Genomic DNA, 20,591 nt, shown 5'->3' with positions numbered 1-20,591 from the left:
CCGCACGTTTAGGCCTGGATGGCCCCTGGCAGAGTTGCGCTCGGCCTGATGACGTTGCGGGGGGTGGCGCGGCGGACGGGCGCCAGGCTCAAGGCCGCGGCCACGCCGGACAGCAAGCGCCCTCGCGCGCGCGGAACATGCTTGAGGGAGCGGTTGCAATCGAGCGCGGTGTGTTCGAGGCGTCGCCGGTCGACAGTGTTCGGCAGGACGGAGACGATCCGGGCCGCGGCCCCGCAGTCGCATGGCTCCGCCATCCCATAAATTCCAAGCCCGCCTCCGTTCATCAGTAGATGGAGGCTTTTGGGATAATGGAACTCGCGCAGACCCTTGTCCTGGAAGATGAATGTGAAGAACGGCCGCCGCTGGCGGTCGACCTCGACTGTACCCTCATCTGGGTCGATTCTCTTCACGAGTCGTTTCTTGGAACGGTGCGGCAGGACTGGCTCGCTGCGATCAAAGCACTGTTCCACCTTCGGGCTGGCCGCGCGGCATTCAAACGTCATGTCGCAGACCAAACCGCGCTGGATGCCGCCAGCCTGCCCTACAATGAGCCGTTGCTGCGGTACTTGCAGGAGGAGGCGTCGGCCGGGCGCCAAATCGGCCTTTTCACCGCAGCGGATCAATCGATTGCCGACGCGGTCGCCGCGCATATCGGCCTGTTCGATGTCGTCCACGGCTCCGATGGTCGGGAAAACCTGCGGGGGACCCGAAAGCTGGCTGCGATCCGCGCGGCTTTCGGGGATCGGTTCGCCTATGCGGGCGATGCCGAGGTCGACGGACCGCTGTTTCGCGCCGCGTCCTCCGTTGTGCTCGTTGGCGAGACCGGTCGTCTGGAAAAAATGGTTGGCCCGCAGACCGCGGTGGAAGCGCGGTTCGAGAAACGGCGGGCGGGCCTGCGAACGTGGGTGCGGGCGCTGAGAATTCGGCACTGGGCCAAGAACAGCCTGGTGTTCGTCGCCCCGACCATGAGTCTTGGTCTGCTTGATCCCGTGATCGCGGCGAGGAGCCTGATCCTGTTTCTCGCCCTCGGAATCCTGGCGTCGGCGACCTATATCGTCAACGATCTTCTCGATATCGCAGCCGACCGCCACCATCCGCGCAAACGTGTTCGTCCGATCGCTGCGGGTCTGATCTCGGCTCACGCCGGCGCTGTCGTCGCGGCGATCCTTGTGGTCGTCGCAATGGCATTGTCGCTGGCGCTGCCTTTTGCCGCCGCGGCATCATTGGTCGCTTATCTCGTTATCACGCTTGCCTACAGTCTCGTCTTCAAGCAGATGCCGATCGTCGATGTCTTCGTGCTGGCGAGCCTCTTCACATTGCGGGTCTTTGCTGGCGCCGCGCTGCTGCCCGTCCCGGCATCGCCGTGGCTCCTCACGTTTTCGATGTTGTTTTTCCTTGGCCTTGCCCTGGTCAAACGCTACGCCGAGCTCGCGCGCGTGGTGCGTGAAGGCGGGGACAAGGTGGTATCCCGTGGCTATACCGCGAAAGACCTTCCGCTTGTGCTCGCCGCCGGCGTTGCATCCGGTTTTGCGGCAATCGTGATCGTGACGATCTATTTGATAAACGAACACTATCCCAGCGGGCTTTACAGTCGCCCAGAACTCCTGTGGGGGCTGATGCCGGTTATCTTGCTGTGGACGTTGCGCACGTGGCACATCACGGTGCACGAGCGGATGAACGAGGATCCGGTGGTGTTTGCGCTCAAGGACCGGTTTTCGCTCGGGCTTGCCGCCATTTCCGCCGTCCTGCTGGTGGCCGCGTGGCTGCCGTGACGGCTCCGAAGGTGTCTTACGCGGCCTGGGGCGGCGGTGCACACGCCACCGCCGAGGTGCGCGCCATCCGGCCGGCGAGCGTTGATGCCGCGCGTCGCGGCTATGCCAGCCCCGGCACCTCCGTTCTCGCCTTCGGAAACGGCCGCTCTTACGGCGACGTCTGCCTCAACCCCGGCGGCACTTTGATCGACTGTCGCTCGCTCGACCGCTTTGTCGATTTCGACCGCACCACCGGACGTCTGACGTGCGAAGCCGGGGTGCTGCTCGCCGACATTCTCGCCAGCATTTGCCGAAGCGACGACACCGGCGGGGCGTGGTTCCTGCCGGTGACGCCGGGCACCCGCTTCGTTTCCGTCGGCGGCGCGATCGCCAATGACGTCCACGGCAAGAACCACCATCGGTTCGGGACGTTCGGGCGTCACGTGCTGTCGTTCGATCTTGCGCGCAGCAACGGCGAGGTCGTCTCGTGCTCGCCGACCGAGAACGCCGCGCTTTACCGCGCGACCATTGGCGGCTTGGGGCTCACCGGCCTGGTGCTGCGCGCGACCATCCAGCTTCGCCGCGTCGAGGGAACGGCGCTTGAGGCCGAGGATGTCCGGTTCGATCGGCTCGATGAATTCTTCTCGCTCGCCGCCGAGGCCGATCAGGCGTGGGACTACACCGCCGCATGGGTGGATTGCCTGGCGACCGGGCGCAGCCTCGGGCGCGGCATATTCAGCCGTGCACGGCATCGTGCCGGAGCGGGCTCGCCGCCGCCGCCGCTGCAGCCTCGCATCACCATTCCCGTCCGCCCGCCGGTTTCGCTCGTCGGCGGGCTCGGTCTGCGCGCCTTCAACGCGCTCTATTGGCGCAAGTTGAGCCTGCGGCGCTCAGAGCGAACGGTTGGCGGATATGAGCCGGTATTTTTCCCGCTCGATGCGATCGGCGGCTGGAACAGGCTCTATGGGCCGCGCGGGTTTTTCCAGTTCCAGTGTGTCGTGCCGCCGGCCGTCGCCGCTGAGGCGATCAAAGACATGCTCGGCGCCGTCGCCGCCTCTGGCCAGGGCTCGATGCTCGCGGTGCTGAAGACCTTCGGCGATCTGCCCTCGCCCGGCATTCTGTCGTTTCCGATGGCGGGTGCGACGCTGGCCCTGGACTTTCCGGACCGGGGCGATTCCACCCGCGCACTGCTCGCCCGCCTTGAGACGATCACGGTCGCCGCCGGCGGGCGGCTCTATCCGGCGAAGGACTGCGTCATGACCGCAAACACGTTTCGAGACGGCTATGCCGGGTTGGCGGCGTTCAAGCCGCACATCGATCCGGCGGCCGCATCGGGCTTTGCGCGCCGCGTCGGCATCATCGGTCCGGCGGCGTCCTGACGTGCGGTGGAAAAGCGGCGCCGCCGGGCGGCTTCACCCTCTGTTTCCACCCGAACTTCAACGGCTCCATGCGTCAGCATCCGACGCCGTTGGCAAATTTGCCGGATCGGAGTTGCGCGCCTGCGGGCTCCGCTTCCGATCGAAAGGAGCTGGGCATGGCGAGTGACACGCCGACGCGGGTCGCGGTGTTTGGCGCGACGTCCGGGATCGCGACGGCCGTCGCGCGGCTTTATGCCGGTCGCGGCGCTCGCTTGGTGCTGATCGGCCGCGACCGCGCTGCACTTGAGGCGTCAGCGGCAGATCTGCGAACGCGAGGTGCGGCGGCGGTCGAACTGGTCGCTGCCGATTTTGCCCAGCCCGATCGGACCATCGCCGCCGCGGGCGAGGCGTTCGCCGCGTTCGGCGGGCTCGACGTTGCGATGGTTGCCTATGGCTCGCTGCCCGACCAGGTCGCGGCACAGAAGGAGCCGGCGCAGCTCATTGCCGCGATTGGCCTCAATCTCGTCAGCCCGGTGCTGCTGTGCGAGCAACTCGCCGCGCGGTTCGAGGCGCAGGGCCATGGCGCGCTGGCGGTGATCACCTCCGTCGCCGGCAATCGCGGCCGGCAGAGCAATTATATCTATGGTGCGGCAAAGGGCGGGTTGCAGCGCTATCTCGAAGGCTTGCGCCACCGGCTGCATGCGAGCGCAATCGCGGTGACCGACATCCGTCCCGGCTTCGTGCGCACCGCGATGACCGAGCATCTGCCGCGCGGCGGCCCGCTGTGGGCCGAACCCGGTGCGGTCGGTGCGGAGATCGTTCGCGCCATCGATGGCTGCCGCGCCGTCGTCTACACGCCACGCTTCTGGAGATATATCATGTGGGTGGTGCAGGCGCTGCCCCGCACGCTGATCCATCGCACGAGGCTCTGACCAAGATGAAGGTGTTGATCACCGGCGCGGCAGGGCTGGTCGGGCAAAATCTCATCGCGCGGCTGGCCGGGCGAGATGACTGCGAACTCGTCGGCATCGACAAGCACCCCTCCAACACCGCGCGGCTTGGCGCGCTTCATCCCTCGCTCAAGGTGATCCACGCCGATCTGTCCGAGCGTGGGGCGTGGGAGGATGCGCTCGACGACACCGACGTCGTCGTGGTCGGCCACGCCCAGATCGGCGGGCTCGACGGTGAGGAGTTCCGTCGCAACAATGTGGTCGCGACCGAGCGATTGCTTGAGGCGATCGCGCGGCGCGGCGGGCGACGGCTCGTTCACATCAGTTCGTCCGTGGTCAATTCCACCGCGGTCGATTGGTACACCGAGACCAAGAGGGAGCAGGAGGCGCTGGTCGCCGCCTCCGGCAATCCGCAGGTGGTGCTGCGGCCGACGCTGATGTTCGGGTGGTTCGACCGCAAGCACCTCGGCTGGCTGCGGCGCTTCATGGACCGCACCCCGGTGTTCCCGATTCCGGGCGACGGACGGTTCGTCCGGCAGCCGCTCTACGTTGGCGATTTCGCTGCGATCATCGCCGCCTGCATCGACCATCCCCGCACCGGCTGCTACGACATTTCGGGCCAGCAGCAGATCGAATATGGCGCGCTGATCCGGGACATCCACGCCGTGGTGAAGCCGAGAGCGCGGCTCGTCCACATCCCCTATACCGTGTTCTGGACGCTGCTTTGGCTCTACGCCCGGCTCGACAGCAACCCGCCGTTCACGACCCGCCAGCTTGAGGCGCTGGTGATTCCCGAAACGTTTCCGGTGATCGACTGGCCGGGGATCTTCAACGTGCCGGCGACGCCGTTGCGGCGGGCGCTGGAAGAGACCTTTCTCGATCCCGCCTATTCCAACATCGTCCTCGATTTCTGATTCCAGCGGAGCGAGCCATGGCGCGCATCGTCGTTCTCGGCGCCGGCCTGATGGGTCTTGCCGCCGCTCACCGTGCCCTTGAGCTCGGACACACCGTCGATGTGGTCGAGGCCGACAGCGAGCCCGGCGGCATGGCCGCTCACTTCGATTTCGACGGCCTGTCGATCGAGCGCTTCTACCACTTCGTCTGCAAATCGGACGCGCCCACCTTTGCGCTGATGAATGAGCTCGGCATCGGCGACAAGATGCGCTGGGTTCCGACCTCGATGGGCTATTTCATCAACGGCAAGGTTCATCGGTGGGGAAGCCCGGCCGCGCTGCTGGCGTTTCCGCACCTCGGCATCCTCTCGAAGTTTCGCACCGGGCTGCAGATGTTCCTGACCACGCGCGCGCACGATTTCGCGCCGATCGAGGCGCTGACGGCGCGGCAATGGATCGAGCGCGGCTCGGGCAGGGCGGTGTACGACACGCTTTGGCGGCGACTGATGGACCTCAAGTTCCACGAGTTTGCCGACGCGGTGTCGGCATCGTGGATCGCGACGCGGGTGAAGCGCATCGGCCGGTCGCGGCGCTCGATATTCCAGGAGGAACTCGGCTATGTCGACGGCGGCTCGAAAACGCTGGTCGATGCGCTGCTGACGGCGATCTTAGCGCGCGGCGGCCGCATCCACCTCGGTGCGCCGGCGGAGCGGGTGATGGCGGCGTCCGGACGGGTCGCGAGCGTCCTCGCCGGCTCGCGGGTCTTTCCGGCCGATGCGGTGATCAGCACGGTCCCGATCCCGCTGGTGCCTGACCTCGTGCCCGACCTGCCGCAGGATTGGCGCGCGCGCTACGCCGCGATCCGCAACATCGGCGTCGTGTGCGTAATCTTGAAGCTGCGGCGCGCGGTCTCGAAGCATTTCTGGATCAATATCGTCGATCCGGACATCGAGATTCCCGGCTTGATCGAATTCTCGAACCTGCGCCCGACCGCTGAGCGCATCGTCTACGCTCCCTATTACATGCCGGCGACGCACCCGAAATGGGCATGGCGCGACGAACAGTTCGTCGCCGAGGCGTTCGCCGCCGTCCGCCGGGTCAACCCGGCGCTGACCGCAGGCGACCTCATCGCCGGCAAAGTCGGCCGTCTGAAGCATGCCCAGCCGGTGTGCGGGCCGCGGTTCCGGGACACGCTGCCCGCGATCGCGACCCCGATCGCCGGACTTCAGGTTGCCGACACCTGCTACTACTATCCAGAGGACCGCGGTGTCGCCGAGAGTATCCGGCTCGGGCGCCAGATAGCTGAAGCAACAAAGTGAATTTCGATGACAGATCTCGCGAGCCTATACCGCCTCCGCTTTTCCAATACCGGTCTTGAAAAAAGAAACCGAGTCTGGCGCATCATTTGCAAACATTATTTCAGCCGTTACATTACGCCGGATGCCACCGTGTTGGATATCGCCTGCGGGTATGGCGAGTTCATCAACAACATTTCGGCCGCCAAGAAGTACGCGGTCGATTTGAATCCGGACGCCGCGGGCGGCCTGGCCAAGGATGTCTCTTTCGTCAACACGAAGGCAGACGATCTCTCCCATTTGGCGGACAATTCGATCGACGTCGCCTTTACATCGAATTTTCTCGAACATCTTCCGTCAAAGTCGGTGTGCGATGATCTTTTCAGGGAGGTGCGGCGTGTTCTGCGTCCGGGCGGACAATTTATCATAATGGGCCCGAACATACGCTACGCCTACCGAGAGTATTGGGATTACTATGACCACCATCTGCCGCTGTCGCATGTTTCGCTTGCGGAAGGTCTGAGCGTGGCGGGGTTCGGCGTTCGGACGGTGATCGATCGGTTCCTGCCGTACACCATGAACAACTCGACGCCGACGTACGATTTCCTGATTCGATCCTATCTGGCGCTGCCGCTGTTCTGGAGGTTCTTCGGAAAGCAATTCCTCGTGGTGGGCGTCAAGGAATGAAACAGTTCTCTCTGTTTGTTTTGGTCGGGGCGGTGGCGGCGATTGTGAATATACTCGTTCGCATCGCCGCCAATTATTTCACCTCGTATGAGGTTTCGATCGTTATCGCGTTCTTTGTTGCGCTCACGTTTGCCTTTACGCTCAATAAGTATTTCGTGTTTCGAGCAGAGGGCGACATTGTTTCGCAATACGGCAAGTTCTTTTTCGTCAACATGCTGGCGCTTGGGCAGGTCTGGCTCGTCAGCGTCGGGCTCGCGCGCTACGCGTTCGTCGCGGCCGATTTCACCTGGCATCCGGAAACAGTCGCGCACGCCATCGGCGTCGCCAGTCCAATCGTAACGAGCTACTACGGCCATAAGTATTTGAGTTTTGGAACCATGAACCGAGCCAGTTATTCGTTGAATAGATATTGGCTAGTAGGTATCGCGTGTCTTGTGTGCTTTTTGGTGCTAATTTCGTTTTCGTCGCTTTATGTGTTTAGTCACATAAGCGATCTGCCTTTCGGCGATCAGTGGGAGCTGATAAGGTGGCTTTCTCAATCTGAATCCCCCACCCTGCTGGCAAAATACCTTTTTCTTCCGCACAATGAACATATAATTGTAACGGAAAAAATATTTTCGATCATAGACGTTTATATGTTCGATGGACGCAATTGGTTTCTTATTGTTGTAATTTATATTACTGCTGCGGCGTTATCCGCTATTATTTCGAATATAATATTTATTAACAATCATGAAAGTATATACGAAAAGATAGTTGTTGCTATTGCGTGCTTCTGTTTGCTTGTTTCTCTTGTTCAGTGGGAGAACTTAACATGGGGATTCCAGACTCATTTTTATTTCGTCAATTTCGGGGCGCTTGCAGTGCTGGCCTTGTCATTTGCGTATCTCGGGGGGCAGCGGTCGTACTTTAATTTCTTTTCAATTTTGATACTTGCTCCTTTGACCGTTTTGTCTAACGGGAGCGGCGTTCTTATAATTTTTCCGCTGGCACTTATAGTTCTCATGTTTAGAGAAAAATGGAGAGTTTTTCTAATTCCAGCAGCTGTCACGGCTGTGTCTATATTGTATTTCTTTTATATGGTAAGGGGCGCAACAAAAATTGGCGACCCGTCACTTCGGACTCTGGAAAATATCATAGCGTTCTTTTTTACGATGCTAGGAGGTCCGTTTTCGACAAATTTATCGATCTGTGCCGCTCTTGGCGTCGTCGCTGTGTCTGTTTGGATAGGAATAGGTATTTTTTATCTGAAGCAATTTGTCGCTCAAGGTAAAGTGGACGGTCCAGGGTTTGTTTTATTTTGTTTCGCGATGTTCGTTTTTGCATCTGCAGGCGCGGCAGCTTATGCGCGAGTGACGGTGGGGACTGGAGCGGCGCTCGCGCCGCGGTATGCGACGCCGATACTCGCACTATGGCTGGGACTTGGTGCGTCGGTTGTCAGGATCGGACTTTGTTCGGCTCGCTCGCGTGAGAGGCGTGAGCTGGTTATTTCGGTGTTTCTCGTCTGCGCCGCACTTTCGTCTGTTTGGATGAATGTTAGGACAACATTTCGCCAAGCTATAGACAATAGATTTGAAGCCATTGAGAGAACTAAATTCGCAATACTTTCAAATGCCTATGATCAGCAATTAATTAGAGTTGTCTATCCGTCGTCGAAAAATATCGCAGGTGCGCTTGAGTATATACGGGAAAGGCGATTGTCGGCATTTTCAGATAAGTCTAGCGATTCGAAAATACCGGGAGACGTGTTAAATCGTGGCTCTAGCGCTCCAGCTTGTTCTATGAATTACGTAGATAGAATTGGAAAATTATCCGATTTTGATTTTATTGTAGATGGCTGGGTCGCACACGAGGGGAACCGGCGTGCTCCACTTTGGGTAATTGCGTTTTCGTCCTCGGGGCGAGTCATCGGATTTTCACGTCCCTTAATTCCGCGACCGGACGTTATGAAAGCTGTCAACGCACCGCGTGACTATCGTGGTTTCTCCGTTCCGGTTCACCTGAGCAATGAAGATAATAATCTAGACAAGGCTAGCAACTATATTCTGGCCGTATTCAACGGCGGCTATCCGAGTGTTTGTAGGATCGATTTAAAAATGGAATGAACGCCGATTTGAACGAACCATTTGGGGTCTATATCCGATGGGTACGCTATGTAACGAGAGTATTTGGTTCGGTCGCCCCTGATGATTTGTACCGGCAGCGTGTGAGTGGCTGCTTCGGTGTAGCGTCGATTGCCGTGCGTTAAGCTCGGAACATTTTTTGGCGATACTCGGCTGCCTGACCGCACCCGCAGGCTGTCATCCGTGGCCTGCGTTGCGAGGTGGGGTGGAATGATCCGGCCGCGATTTCATCGGCGGCGCTGCTCTGGCATCATGGGCCAACGTCACTAGATGAATGACCATGAAAACTTGGCGCGCTTCCCTTCATGCCACCATCGCCGGCGGCGCCGCCGGCGTGGTGCTGCTCACCCTGATCGCCGCGGTGCACGGCACCCATTTCGACGGTGCGACGGTGTTCTTCATGGTCGGCGTCGCTCTGCCGGCGGCGCTGCTGGTTGCGGCGCCGGTCGGCTTCATTGCGTTTCCGCTGGCGCGTCTCGCGCTTGACCGGGCGGAGGCCTACACCGCCGGCCGGCTGATGCTGGTCGGCGCGGTGCTGGGCTTCGTGCTGCCGCTGACGGCGGCGTGGCGGTTCCGGTCGAGCTTCGTCACCGGCGGCTGGGCGCTCACGGTCATCTTCGTGTTGGCCGCCACCGTCGCCGGCGTCATCAGCGCCTACGCCTATCACCGGCGATCGGAACCGGCGGCGCCCCGGACCGCTTAGCTCCGCGGGTGGCCGCGGCGGCCGCTCCGCGGAACGCTTTGGAGGTTCCATGCGCGCGAATTCCGTCTTTGCTGCCATCACCCTTGCAGCCGCTTTGTTGACCGCGCCGCCGGCGATGGCCCAATCCATTGCTGTGCCCCGCGCCTTCGACGGCCTGTGGTCGGTCTACGTTGATGTACTGCGCGGCAACTGCGCGGCGAACTCCTCGTTCCCGGTCAGGGTGGTGCGCGGCGCCATCGCCTATGCCGGCCAGGTCAACATCGACGTCAGCGGCACCATCGGGCGCGACGGCCGCGTCACCGCCCGCGTCAGCCGCGGCGCGGAGACGCTGAGCATCTCCGGCCGGGTGTCGGCCGCGCGCGGCGCCGGGGTGTGGACGGCGTCCTCGCGCGGCTGCTCCGGCCGCTGGGTCGCCCGCCGGGCGGGCTGATCCGCCGCGTGGCGGAAGCGGCCGCCGCGCGGCGGCCTTCGCCGTTGTGCCGTGCCCGCGCCCGGTATGCAGCAGGGCGGGGCGCCGCTGCCGCACCTGCCCACTGGTCCCGTGCGGCGGCATCCTGCATAATCGCGCCAATCAGGGTCGGCCTCCCGGCGCATCGGCGGGGGCCTGACGTCGTCACGTCCCGGTCGGCATTGTTGCCGCCGCAACAGCCGTTTGGCGCAGAGAAGCACCATGAGCCGCATTCCCGATTTCACCCGCGTCGAATTCGCCGATGCTCCGCTGCCGGCCGTCGAGGCGACGGGCGAGCCGTGGCTCACCCCCGAGGGCATTCCGGTCAAGAGCGCCTACGGCCCCGCCGACGTCGCCGGGCTCGACTTCCTCGACACCTGGCCCGGCCTGCCGCCCTATCTGCGCGGGCCGTACCCGACCATGTACGTCAACCAGCCGTGGACGGTGCGGCAGTACGCCGGCTTCTCGACGGCGGAGGACTCCAACGCGTTCTACCGCCGCAACCTTGCCGCCGGGCAGAAGGGCCTGTCGGTGGCGTTCGACCTCGCTACCCACCGCGGCTACGATTCGGACCATCCGCGGGTGTCGGGCGACGTCGGCATGGCCGGCGTCGCGATCGATTCGATCTACGACATGCGCACGCTGTTCGCCGGCATTCCGCTCGACCAGATGAGCGTGTCGATGACCATGAACGGCGCGGTGCTGCCGATCATGGCGCTCTACATCGTCGCCGCCGAGGAGCAGGGCGTGCCGGCGCAGAAGCTCGCCGGCACCATCCAGAACGACATCCTCAAAGAATTCATGGTGCGGAACACCTATATCTATCCGCCGCTGCCCTCGATGCGGATCATCTCCGACATCTTCGCTTTCACCTCGGCCAACATGCCGAAGTTCAACTCGATCTCGATCTCCGGCTACCATATGCAGGAGGCCGGGGCGACGCAGGACCTCGAACTCGCCTATACGCTGGCCGATGGCGTCGAATACATCCGCGCCGGCATGGACGCTGGGCTCACCGTCGATGCGTTCGCGCCGCGCCTGTCGTTCTTCTGGGCGATCGGCATGAACTTCTACATGGAAGTCGCCAAGATGCGGGCGGCGCGGCTGTTGTGGGCCAAGCTGGTGAAGCAGTTCAACCCGCAGAGCCTGAAGTCGCTGCCGCTGCGCACCCACTCGCAGACCTCGGGCTGGTCGCTCACCGCGCAGGATGTGTTCAACAACGTCATGCGCACCGCGATCGAGGCGATGGCGGCGACGCAAGGCCACACCCAGTCGCTGCACACCAACGCGCTCGACGAAGCTTTGGCGCTGCCGACCGACTTTTCCGCCCGCATCGCCCGCAACACCCAGCTGTTCCTGCAGCAGGAGAGCGGCACCACCCGCATCATCGACCCGTGGGGCGGCTCCCATTATGTCGAGCGTCTCACCGCCGATCTCGCCCGCCGGGCGTGGCAGCACATCGAGGAGGTCGAAGCGCTCGGCGGCATGGCCAAGGCCATCGACGCCGGCATTCCCAAGCTGCGCATCGAGGAGGCGGCGGCCAAGACCCAGGCCCGCATCGATTCCGGCGCCCAGACCGTGGTCGGCGTCAACAAGTACATCGTCGCCGACGAAAAGCCGATCGACGTGCGCAAGGTCGACAATTCGGCGGTGCGCACCATGCAGATCGACAAGCTGAAGCGCCTGCGCGGCGAGCGCGACGAGGCGGCGGTGGCCTCCCGGCTCGACGCGCTGAGCCATGCCGCGACCGACCGCGCCAAGGGCAATTTGCTGGCGCTGGCGGTCGAGGCGGCGCGGCAGAAGGCGACGGTGGGCGAAATCTCCGACGCCTTGGAGCGGGTGTGGGGCCGCCACCGCGCCGAAATCCGCGCCATTTCCGGCGTCTACAAGCGCGAGTTCAAGAAGATGGATGACAAGGTCGCCCGCATCCAGCGCCGCGTCGAAGCGTTCGAGGCCGAGGAGGGCCGCCGCCCGCGCATCCTGGTCGCCAAGGTCGGCCAGGACGGCCACGACCGCGGCCAGAAGGTGATCGCCTCCGCCTTCGCCGACCTCGGCTTCGACGTCGACATCGGCCCGCTGTTCGCCACCCCGCAGGAGGCGGCGCGCCAGGCGGTGGAGAACGACGTCCACGTCATCGGCGTGTCCTCGCTCGCCGCCGGCCACCTCACGTTGGTGCCGGAAGTGAAGGCGGCGCTGGCGGCCGAGGGCCGCGGCGACATCATGGTGGTGGTGGGCGGCGTGATTCCGCCGCAGGACTTCCCGGCCCTGGTCGAGGCCGGCGCCGCGGCGATCTTCCCGCCCGGCACGGTGATCGCCGACGCTGCCGAGAGCCTGCTGGAGAAGCTTGCCACCCAGCTCGGCCACTTGCCCAAGCAGGCGGCGGAGTAATCGAGGTTTCGCCGTCCCGGAGCGAGCGCAAGCGAGCATCCGGGACCGTGCGAAGACGAGGGCTCTCTTCCTGCTGACGGTCCCGGCTCTCACGGCTTCGCCGTTCGGCCGGGACGACAGATGACGCCAGTGGCTCTGAGGAGCGACCTTTCTCGGCCTCATGCTGATGAGGCTGCTACCGGGTCGCGCCGTAGGCGCGCCCGATGCCAGGCAGGCTCCGCAGCCGTCTCGAAGCATGGGCCGAAGGCCGACGTCGACCAAAGGTCAAACGTAAAGGCCGTTGGTATACCGCGTCTCCGAAGGAATTCGCCTTGTGCCCTTGCGCCGACAGACAGTCAGCGCAAGGGATTTCATCGGCGTCGCGGTATATGAATTGGAGCCGCGATCTGTCGTCCCCGGCGAGCACCGCGAAGCGGTGCGAGGGAAGGGGACCCACTTTCCATTTGCGTTCCAGATGGGTTCCCTTCCCTCGCCGCTTAAGCGGCTCGGCCGGGAACGACCGGCGGTGACTGCCGCGACGTTTCGCGCCAATTCCACCGGCCAAGGCAGCCGTCAGCGCGTCCCCGCCGGCTCGTTCTGCCGCTCTTCCAGCACGGTGCGGGCGTGGCGCACCACGTGGTCGGCCATCACGGCGTGACCTTCGGCGGTGGGGTGGAACGCTCCGCCATAGAGCGCGGCGTAGGCCGGCTGCAGCACGTCGAACGGCGAGATGTTGTCGCGGTGGGTGTTGGCGGTGAGGAAGGCGTCGTTGGGGGTGCGGAACAGCCGCCAGTGCCGGCCATAGGGCAGCGTCGCCGCCGGCGAATAGGGCACGAACTCGCCGGTGGCGAGCGAACGGCGCGGCACCGCCATCATCGTCTGGTCGAGCTGGGCGCGCTGCGGCTCGCGCGCACACAGGCCGCGGCGGGCGAACGCGCCGACATGGTCGCCGATCAGGCGGAAGCCGGTGCCGGCGCCGGTGGCAAGATTGGTCGGGCAGTCCGCCCCCTTCGAGCTGGCGATGCATGTCATCCGTTGCAGCAGCCGGGCGTGGAAGCCGGACACCTCGCGCAGCCGCTCCGGGCTGAACGCCAGTTGCGGCGCGACGTCGAGGCCGAGCGTCGGCGGGCTGCCGCACAGCTGGCCGGTCTCGTCGTATTGCAGCGGCGGGTACTGGGTTTGCAGCACCCGGCCGGGTGGCACGCCGAAGCCGTCCTCGAGCGCGGACCTGACCGCCTGCAGCCGCTCGTCGAGCACCTCCAGATTGGCGTTCGCGACGCTGGGCGGGACGCGGAGCTCGTGGCCGACCCAAACGGCGATCGGCGCGACATCGGCGGCGCTGTCCGTCACCGCGTAGAGCGCGAGCGAGGACAGGCCGACGTCGTCGCCGCCGATCGACAGCAGCACGAGGTCGATCGGCCGCCGCATCGCCGTGCGCGGACACCACCGCATCGTCACCGGCTCGACGCCGATCTCGCTCGATCCGCGCGGATAGGTTGGCAGGCGGTAGGTGAGGCGGCTTGCGCGCGGGCCTTCGCACATCAGGTCGGCGAGCAGATCGAGCTGCGGCGGCACCTTGGCGCCGCCCGGCTCCTTGAAGCCTTCGCGGGCGTCGCTGGGCAGAAACAGGCCGTCGGCGACCTCCGCGCCGGCGCAGGCAAGGCTCACCAGCGTCACCGAGCGCTGGCGGTTCTCCAGCGCGAGTTGAAGGCCGACCCGCATCGGATAGCCGTAGAGCGAGCGGTGGCAATCCGGGCTGAGCCAGCGCGCCCCGCCGCGCTCGAACGCGGTGGCGAACTCGGGCGAGGCGGGCTTGAAGGCAACGCTGCTGTCGTCGTCCGGAAGCTTGCGGCGCGGCAGCGCCTTGGGGTCGACATCGCCGCCCGGCACGGCCAGCCCGAACGCTTCCACCGGCGCGAGGTTCTTCTTCAGCGCGGCGATGTCGTCGCGCAGCAGCGTCGGGTCATAGACCATCTCGCGGCGGGCGCCGAACACCACCGGCCGGTCGGGATTGGCCTCGCCGGAGGCGAACGAATCGCCGAGCGCGACGATCAAGAGGTCCTCGACCACCACCGCGGGGTCGGACAGCACCTGGCCATTGGGCAGCAGCACCGACACCGCCACGCCGGAGTCCGCGGCATTGCGCGAATAGGGCACCCGCTCGACCACCAGCGGCGCCTTGCAGGGCTGCCTGCGGGTTTCGACCTTGCCGCCGGCGCGGCGCGGCTGCCAGGTCCAGGTGCATCCGCCCTTGACCCCGGCGGAATTGGCCTCGGCCGAAACGGCCTCGGCGAGGCGCGCCGGGCTGAGGCGCACCTGCACGGTGTGGGCCTCCGGCAGGACGTAGCTCTCCGTTGCGCTGCCCCACGAATACTGCCGCTCGCAGCTCTGGCCATAGCGGCGCGGGCGGACGTTGGCGTCGTAGCAGGTGTCGTCGACCACCTGCGCCGCCCAGCCGAGCCGCGAGGCGTCGTAACGCGCCCGCGCCGTCGCCTCGCAACTCGCCGGCGTGGCCGGGTCGGCGCAGTCGGGCTCGTTCAGCCGCCGCTCGGTGCGCCACACGATGTCGGCCGGCAGCTTGCCGGCACCCTTCGCCGCGGCGAAGGCGCGCTCGTGCAGTGCGAACGCCGCCGGCTTCCTGAACAGCCGGAACGGGTTCTCCACCTCCCACGCCAGATCGCCGCCGGCGGCGGGGGCGGCCGCGAGCGGGGCGGCGAGCGCGACGAGGCAGGGCAGAAAGGCAAACGGGCGCATGCGGGGTCCTGCGGTTCGAACCGGATCGGCCGGCGAGTCGACGCGGCGGGCGAGCGGCCGGGGTTGCCGCGCAGGGGCCGATCCTAGCGCATCATCCGGCCTGACTGCATCAGGTCAGATGCTCTAGGTCTTTGTAATTTCGCATTTTCTTTCGCACAACCGGAACCCGCTTGTGCGGAAAATGCTCTAGCCTCGGCGGTCCGGCGCGGCGACTCCCCGCCGGTCTGGCCGGGACGACGGCAGCTGTGGCGATCGGCCGGGCCGATGAATATATCATCTGCCGACGGTCTGTTTGGCGGAGAGCCTGATGGCGAATGATACCGAGGATAACATCTTCATCGGCCGGAGCGTGCCCGCCCGGAACGACAAACCGGCCGACCAGTATCTGGCGCTGAAGTTCGGCAACCGCCACGGCCTGGTTGCCGGCGCCACCGGCACCGGCAAGACCGTGTCGCTGCAGGTGCTGGCGGAGGGCTTCTCCCGCGCCGGCACCGCGGTGTTCGCCGCCGACGTCAAGGGCGACCTCTCCGGTATCGCCGCGCCGGGCGAGCCGAAGGATTTTCTGGTCGAGCGCGCCCGGGCCGTCGGCCTCGACGGCGGCTACCAGCCCGACGCCTTCCCGGTGGCGTTCTGGGACGTGTTCGGCGAGCAGGGCCACCCCATCCGCGCCACCATCTCCGAACTCGGCCCGCTGCTGCTGTCGCGGCTGATGGACCTCAACGACACCCAGGAGGGCGTGCTCAACATCGCCTTCAAGGTGGCGGACGACGACGGCCTGCTGCTGCTCGACCTCAAGGACCTGCGCGCGCTGCTCTCCCATATCGCCGAGCGCGCGGGCGAGCTGACCACCGAGTACGGCAACGTCACCAAGCAGACCATCGGCGCCATCCAGCGCCAGCTGCTGGTGCTGGAGAACCAGGGCGGCGCGAGGTTTTTCGGCGAGCCGGCGCTCGCCATCAAGGACCTGATCCGCCAGGATCGCGACGGCCGCGGCGTCATCAACCTGCTCGCCGCCGACCGGCTGATGAACTCGCCGCGGCTCTACGCCACCTTGCTGCTGTGGCTGCTGTCGGAGCTGTTCGAGGAGCTGCCCGAGGTCGGCGATCCCGACCGGCCCAAGCTGGTGTTTTTCTTCGACGAGGCGCACCTGCTGTTCGACGACGCCCCCAAGGCGCTGCTCGACAAGATCGAGCAGGTGGTGCGGCTGATCCGCTCCAAGGGCGTCGGGGTCTATTTCGTCACCCAGAACCCGCTCGACGTGCCGGAAACGGTGCTCGCCCAGCTCGGTAACCGTATCCAGCATGCGTTACGCGCGTTCACGCCGCGCGAGCAGAAGGCGGTGCGCACTGCGGCCGAGACCTTCCGGCCCAATCCCAAGCTCGACACCGCGCAGGTGATCACCGAGATGGGCAAGGGCGAGGCGCTGGTGTCGGCGCTGGAGGGCAATGGCGTGCCGAGCGTGGTGCAGCGTACGCTGATCCGGCCGCCGGCGGCGCGCATCGGCCCGGTATCGCCGGAGGAACGCGCGGCAATTGTGGCCAGGAGCGCGCTGCGCGGCAAATACGACGCGCCGATCGACGCGGAGTCCGCCTACGAGGTGCTGAAGCAGCGCGCGAGCGCGCGCACCGACCAGCGCGCGCCGGAGCCGCGCGGCCCGTGGGGCCAGCCGGCGCCGAGCGAGAGCACGAGGTCCGGCGGGCTCGGCGGCATTCTCGACGGTATTTTCGGCGGCGGCAGCAGCGGCGGTGGCGCGCCGGCGCCGCGCGGCCGTTCGTCGGGGCGGGCCAGCGTCACCGAGGTGGTGGTGAAACAGGTAGCCCGGTCGGTGGCGAGCCAGGTCGGCAGCCAGCTCGGCAGGGCCATCCTGCGCGGCGTGCTCGGCAGCATGCGGCGCTGAGGGCCGCCAGCGGCGCTCGCGCGTGGCTTCTGCCCTGGTGCTGCGGCCACTCACGACCGCGGCGTGACCTCGAGGATGACGTAACCCCGAGGATGACGTGGCCGGCCGCCCCGTCGTCGGCGAGCCCGTCGTTCCGGGCGGAAATCTCGAGCCGTCGTCCCCGGTCCGGTCTCCGAATTTCCCGCTGGGGGCGAATCTGCCTTGGCTGCCGCCGAACGGACCGGCGTCGGCGGAGCCGCGCAGACGGCTTTTGTCGAGAGCAGCCCGCGGGTGCCGGCGCACCGGCCCGACACATGAACGAAGGCGGCGATCTCAACCCGCTGGCTGCCGCCTGTGGCCGGGCGAGCGCGGCGCCGAACCTTTGCGCAGAACCGCGGATTCTGCACGCCGTATGCGCAAGCGTAACCGTTGCGCTAACTGCTTCTTCTGGTTATGAGTGCAGAGCGGTTTCCGGCGCGAAGCTTTCGCAACAGGGATTCCGAAAACCAATTGCGTCGGACGTACTGGGATGAAATTAATTCTCTCTGCCCATGTGCTCGTGGTCGATCACGATCCCCAGACCCGGCACGAGACCGCTGAAGCTTTGCGGGCTCTTGGCATTCAACGTGTGACTGAAGCAGGCCGTGTCGAGGACGCCGAGGCGGTGTTCACCGCCGGGCGGGTCGATGTGGCCGTTGTCACCGCCGAACGGGCCGATGCCGTCCGTTCGGCGGATCAACCGCGCCAGTTTCCGCCGGCGCCAGGCCCGGATTTCTGCGTTCCGAGCATTTTGCTGCTGGCGACACCGGTTCGGGCCGACATTCGGGCTGCCAACGCCGCCGGCTACGACGCGGTGGTGGCGCTGCCGCTGATGGCGCGTACGCTGTATCGCCGCATCGGGTCGCTGATGCAGCGCGCCCGCCGCCACGAGCGGGCGCGCGTGCCGGCCGGCTATGCCGGCGGCCCGGTAACGCTGGACATGGCGGCCGAAGCCAAGGAATGACGTAGGACCCAAGGCCCAGGAGGCTGATGCAGCGGGCCGTTGAAGCTCGAATATTCGGCTTTCATCTCAATGATACGGTTTCCGGTTGATCAGCTCGGCTCTTTCTTCCCTCTCCCCTTGCGGGTGAGGGGTGCCTGCGCCGAAGAGGCTGAAATACCCCTCGCCCGGCTCGGATTTCGCTGCGCTCATCCTCGCCACCCTCTCCCGCAAGGGGAGAGGGAAAAGACGCGCCCCTCGGTCAACGGCCATTCCGAGCTGATCAACGGGAAGCCGTATGACGTCACGAGAAACTGCCCTTGGAACCAACGGCCGGCTTTCGCTGCCGTTGGTATAATTTTGCCGCCGAGATTCTTGCCCGCCGGGATTCTTGCCCGCCGAACATGAAACCGCCGGTCGTTCCGGGCGAAGCGAAGCTGCGACCCGGAACCCATGTCCGCGACGTTTCCGGCAACGGCAGCACGAGCGATGCCGCGGCCGGCCGGCCGGCCTTGGACGTCGGACGGCACGGCGCCGTGGCGCGCAGTGCGTACAGTTTCTGTTTAGCCGGCCGATCAGGCCGGAGCTTCGTGCTGTCGCGTCGAATGCCGCGGGGCGAGATACCCGACCCGGACTGATTCCAAGGCGCCCGTTCGAAGCGTGACGTGTCGCCCCGTTCGAAGCGCGAGGTTCGGATCGCGGTGCCGCCGTTGGCCGCGTCCTGCACCGGCGGGCCTGGCGCGCCGGTTCCAGCTTTTGCGGAAAATTTCCCAGGGGCTTGACGAATGCCGATGGTTGTATTCAGAACGGCCGCCGCGTGCTTGGTCATGCGGGTTGCGGCCGATCGAGCCGGGAGCCTTATGCGGTTTCAGTCGGACCAGGGCGGTATCTGCCGGCCGATTTCGGGCTGTCGCTTTGCCGATTAGGTATTTCAGCAAGATTCAACCGCCGGGCGGCCACGCTGTCCGCGAGATCCATTATAAAGTCTGTACTGTTGCGACCGGAGCTTTGTCATGGCGGACCTGAAGCGCATTCTCGAAGCGGTCGATTGCGAGCTCGACCGCAGCCTGGAGCGTCTGTTCGGGCTGCTGCGCATCGCCTCGATCTCGACCGACCCCGCCCATGCCACCGATTGTCGGCGCGCGGCGGATTGGGTTGCGGCCGATCTTGCCGACCTCGGCTTCGAAGTCGGCGTGCGCGAGACCGGCGGCCACCCGGTGGTGCTCGCCAAGCATCTCGACGGCAATCGCCGCCACGTGCTGTTCTACGGCCATTACGACGTGCAGCCGGTCGATCCGCTGGACTTGTGGGAGACCGCGCCGTTCGAGCCGCGCATCACCACCGGCCGCGACGGCATCCAGCACATTGTCGCCCGCGGCGCCTGCGACGACAAAGGCCAGCTCATGACCTTCATCGAGGCGTGCCGGGCCTACAAGATCGCCACCGGCACGCTGCCGCTCGGCGTCAGCGTGCTGATCGAGGGCGAGGAGGAGATGGGCTCCAAGCATCTCCCCGCCTTCGTCGGCGCCTTCCGCGACGAGTTGGCCGCCGACGTCGCGCTGGTCTGCGACACCGGCATGTGGAATCGCACCACGCCGGCCATCACCATGTCGCTGCGCGGCCTGGTCTATGAGGAGGTGCGGGTCCGCGCCGCCAGCCACGACCTGCATTCCGGCCTGTTCGGCGGCGCCGCGCAGAACCCGGTCCATGTGTTGTCGAGCATCATCGCCGCCATCCATGACGACAACGGCCGCATCACCATTCCCGGCTTCTATGATGGCGTCGAGGAACTGCCAGCCGACGTCAAGGCGGAGTACGCCAAGATCAGCCCGAGCGCGGAGAGCTTCCTTAGCACGGCTGGCCTGAAGGAGTCCGCCGGCGAGCGCGACCGGCTGCTGATCGAGCAGATCTCGACCCGGCCGACCTGCGACGTCAACGGCATCTGGGGCGGCTATACCGGCCCCGGCACCAAGACCATCATTCCCGCCGAAGCCTCGGCCAAGGTGTCGTTCCGGCTGGTCGGCGACCAGGATCCGGACAAGGTGCGCGAGGCGTTCCAGGCCTTCGTGCGGGCGCGGGTGCCGGCGGACTGTGCGGTCGACTTCATCTCTCACAAGGGCTCGCCGGCGGTGAGCCTGCCCTACGACCACCCGCTGCTGACCAGTGCCTGCCGCGCGCTGGAGGACGAGTGGGGCAATCCCGCGGTGCGGGTCGGCTCCGGCGGCTCGATCCCGATCATCGGCGATTTCAAGCGCCTGCTCGGCCTCGACTCGCTGCTGATCGGCTTCGGGCTCGACGACGACCGCGTCCATTCGCCGAACGAGAAGTACAACCTGGCCTCGTTCCACAAGGGCATCCGGTCCTGGGTGCGCGTGCTGCACGCGCTGTCGCAGTAGCGCGGCTGGTT

The 20,591-nt window shown here is 65.3% G+C and carries 15 protein-coding genes; 13 read left to right on the top strand and 2 right to left on the bottom strand.

Going from position 1 to position 20,591, the window contains the following annotated elements; all coding sequences use genetic code 11:
* Positions 1 to 308 precede the first annotated feature (308 nt).
* The 10 genes from BVIR_RS11730 to scpA all read left to right on the top strand — a co-directional run bounded on the left by BVIR_RS11730 (position 309) and on the right by scpA (position 12,596).
* Entirely contained in the window at positions 309 to 1,772 is a 1,464-nt protein-coding gene (locus BVIR_RS11730; RefSeq protein WP_055037830.1) for a UbiA family prenyltransferase, read from the top strand.
* An 11-nt stretch (positions 1,773 to 1,783) separates the two neighbouring features.
* Positions 1,784 to 3,130, top strand: coding sequence for an FAD-binding oxidoreductase (locus BVIR_RS11725; RefSeq protein WP_055038852.1), 1,347 nt, complete (start codon positions 1,784 to 1,786; stop codon positions 3,128 to 3,130).
* A 155-nt stretch (positions 3,131 to 3,285) separates the two neighbouring features.
* Positions 3,286 to 4,041, top strand: coding sequence for an SDR family NAD(P)-dependent oxidoreductase (locus tag BVIR_RS11720; protein WP_055037829.1), 756 nt, complete (start codon positions 3,286 to 3,288; stop codon positions 4,039 to 4,041).
* Positions 4,042 to 4,046: 5 nt separating this feature from the next.
* On the top strand, positions 4,047 to 4,973 hold the full coding sequence (locus tag BVIR_RS11715) for an NAD-dependent epimerase/dehydratase family protein (protein WP_055037828.1): 927 nt from the start codon (positions 4,047 to 4,049) through the stop codon (positions 4,971 to 4,973).
* A 17-nt stretch (positions 4,974 to 4,990) separates the two neighbouring features.
* Positions 4,991 to 6,271, top strand: a complete 1,281-nt coding sequence (locus BVIR_RS11710; RefSeq protein ID WP_055037827.1) for an NAD(P)/FAD-dependent oxidoreductase — start codon at positions 4,991 to 4,993, stop codon at positions 6,269 to 6,271.
* A gap of 6 nt (positions 6,272 to 6,277) precedes the next feature.
* Positions 6,278 to 6,934, top strand: coding sequence for a class I SAM-dependent methyltransferase (locus BVIR_RS11705; protein WP_055037826.1), 657 nt, complete (start codon positions 6,278 to 6,280; stop codon positions 6,932 to 6,934).
* The gene (locus BVIR_RS16480) at positions 6,931 to 9,039 is read left to right on the top strand and encodes a GtrA family protein (RefSeq protein ID WP_082417064.1); all 2,109 of its coding nucleotides are present in this window, start codon (positions 6,931 to 6,933) and stop codon (positions 9,037 to 9,039) included. Before BVIR_RS11705 ends, BVIR_RS16480 begins: the two co-directional genes overlap by 4 nt.
* A gap of 298 nt (positions 9,040 to 9,337) precedes the next feature.
* Complete coding sequence (locus BVIR_RS11700) at positions 9,338 to 9,760, top strand: hypothetical protein (RefSeq protein ID WP_145911982.1); 423 nt, start codon at positions 9,338 to 9,340, stop codon at positions 9,758 to 9,760.
* Positions 9,761 to 9,809: 49 nt separating this feature from the next.
* Positions 9,810 to 10,190 (top strand): hypothetical protein, encoded by a 381-nt coding sequence (locus BVIR_RS11695; RefSeq protein ID WP_055037824.1) that lies wholly within the window; start codon positions 9,810 to 9,812, stop codon positions 10,188 to 10,190.
* Positions 10,191 to 10,430: 240 nt separating this feature from the next.
* On the top strand, positions 10,431 to 12,596 hold the full coding sequence (scpA, locus tag BVIR_RS11690) for a methylmalonyl-CoA mutase (RefSeq protein WP_055037823.1): 2,166 nt from the start codon (positions 10,431 to 10,433) through the stop codon (positions 12,594 to 12,596).
* 552 nt (positions 12,597 to 13,148) lie between these two features.
* Here the strand turns inward: scpA and BVIR_RS11685 are convergent.
* Positions 13,149 to 15,329: an SGNH/GDSL hydrolase family protein gene (locus tag BVIR_RS11685; protein ID WP_055037822.1), complete on the bottom strand. Its 2,181-nt coding sequence runs from the start codon at positions 15,327 to 15,329 to the stop codon at positions 13,149 to 13,151.
* Between the two features lie 307 nt (positions 15,330 to 15,636).
* Between BVIR_RS11685 and BVIR_RS11680 the strand changes: the two genes are divergently transcribed.
* Positions 15,637 to 17,226: a helicase HerA-like domain-containing protein gene (locus BVIR_RS11680; RefSeq protein ID WP_055037821.1), complete on the top strand. Its 1,590-nt coding sequence runs from the start codon at positions 15,637 to 15,639 to the stop codon at positions 17,224 to 17,226.
* Between the two features lie 436 nt (positions 17,227 to 17,662).
* A complete protein-coding gene (locus tag BVIR_RS11675; RefSeq protein WP_145911983.1) occupies positions 17,663 to 18,208 on the top strand; it encodes an ANTAR domain-containing protein in 546 nt (181 codons plus the stop codon).
* 280 nt (positions 18,209 to 18,488) lie between these two features.
* Here BVIR_RS11675 and BVIR_RS16915 read toward each other — a convergent pair whose 3' ends face one another.
* On the bottom strand, positions 18,489 to 19,013 hold the full coding sequence (locus tag BVIR_RS16915; RefSeq protein WP_145911984.1) for a hypothetical protein: 525 nt from the start codon (positions 19,011 to 19,013) through the stop codon (positions 18,489 to 18,491).
* A 184-nt stretch (positions 19,014 to 19,197) separates the two neighbouring features.
* On the opposite strand from BVIR_RS16915, the gene BVIR_RS11670 reads away from it, so the two are divergent.
* On the top strand, positions 19,198 to 20,580 hold the full coding sequence (locus BVIR_RS11670; protein WP_055037819.1) for a dipeptidase: 1,383 nt from the start codon (positions 19,198 to 19,200) through the stop codon (positions 20,578 to 20,580).
* The last annotated feature ends 11 nt before the right edge of the window (positions 20,581 to 20,591 follow it).

The sequence above is a fragment of the Blastochloris viridis genome, from assembly GCF_001402875.1.
Lineage (GTDB): Bacteria > Pseudomonadota > Alphaproteobacteria > Rhizobiales > Xanthobacteraceae > Blastochloris > Blastochloris viridis.
The sequence above is the reverse complement of the archived record's forward strand: the minus strand, read 5'-3'. Positions and strand labels throughout refer to the sequence as shown.

Excerpts from the sequence above, each read along its gene's own strand:
- BVIR_RS11730 (WP_055037830.1), top strand. The coding sequence starts at position 309 with ATGGAACTCGCGCAGACCCTTGTCCTGGAAGATGAATGTGAAGAACGG.
- BVIR_RS11720 (WP_055037829.1), top strand. The coding sequence starts at position 3,286 with ATGGCGAGTGACACGCCGACGCGGGTCGCGGTGTTTGGCGCGACGTCC.
- BVIR_RS11715 (WP_055037828.1), top strand. The coding sequence starts at position 4,047 with ATGAAGGTGTTGATCACCGGCGCGGCAGGGCTGGTCGGGCAAAATCTC.
- BVIR_RS11710 (WP_055037827.1), top strand. The coding sequence starts at position 4,991 with ATGGCGCGCATCGTCGTTCTCGGCGCCGGCCTGATGGGTCTTGCCGCC.
- BVIR_RS11705 (WP_055037826.1), top strand. The coding sequence starts at position 6,278 with ATGACAGATCTCGCGAGCCTATACCGCCTCCGCTTTTCCAATACCGGT.
- BVIR_RS16480 (WP_082417064.1), top strand. The coding sequence starts at position 6,931 with ATGAAACAGTTCTCTCTGTTTGTTTTGGTCGGGGCGGTGGCGGCGATT.
- BVIR_RS11700 (WP_145911982.1), top strand. The coding sequence starts at position 9,338 with ATGAAAACTTGGCGCGCTTCCCTTCATGCCACCATCGCCGGCGGCGCC.
- BVIR_RS11695 (WP_055037824.1), top strand. The coding sequence starts at position 9,810 with ATGCGCGCGAATTCCGTCTTTGCTGCCATCACCCTTGCAGCCGCTTTG.
- scpA (WP_055037823.1), top strand. The coding sequence starts at position 10,431 with ATGAGCCGCATTCCCGATTTCACCCGCGTCGAATTCGCCGATGCTCCG.
- BVIR_RS11685 (WP_055037822.1), bottom strand. The coding sequence starts at position 15,329 with ATGCGCCCGTTTGCCTTTCTGCCCTGCCTCGTCGCGCTCGCCGCCCCG.
- BVIR_RS11680 (WP_055037821.1), top strand. The coding sequence starts at position 15,637 with ATGGCGAATGATACCGAGGATAACATCTTCATCGGCCGGAGCGTGCCC.
- BVIR_RS16915 (WP_145911984.1), bottom strand. The coding sequence starts at position 19,013 with ATGACCAAGCACGCGGCGGCCGTTCTGAATACAACCATCGGCATTCGT.
- BVIR_RS11670 (WP_055037819.1), top strand. The coding sequence starts at position 19,198 with ATGGCGGACCTGAAGCGCATTCTCGAAGCGGTCGATTGCGAGCTCGAC.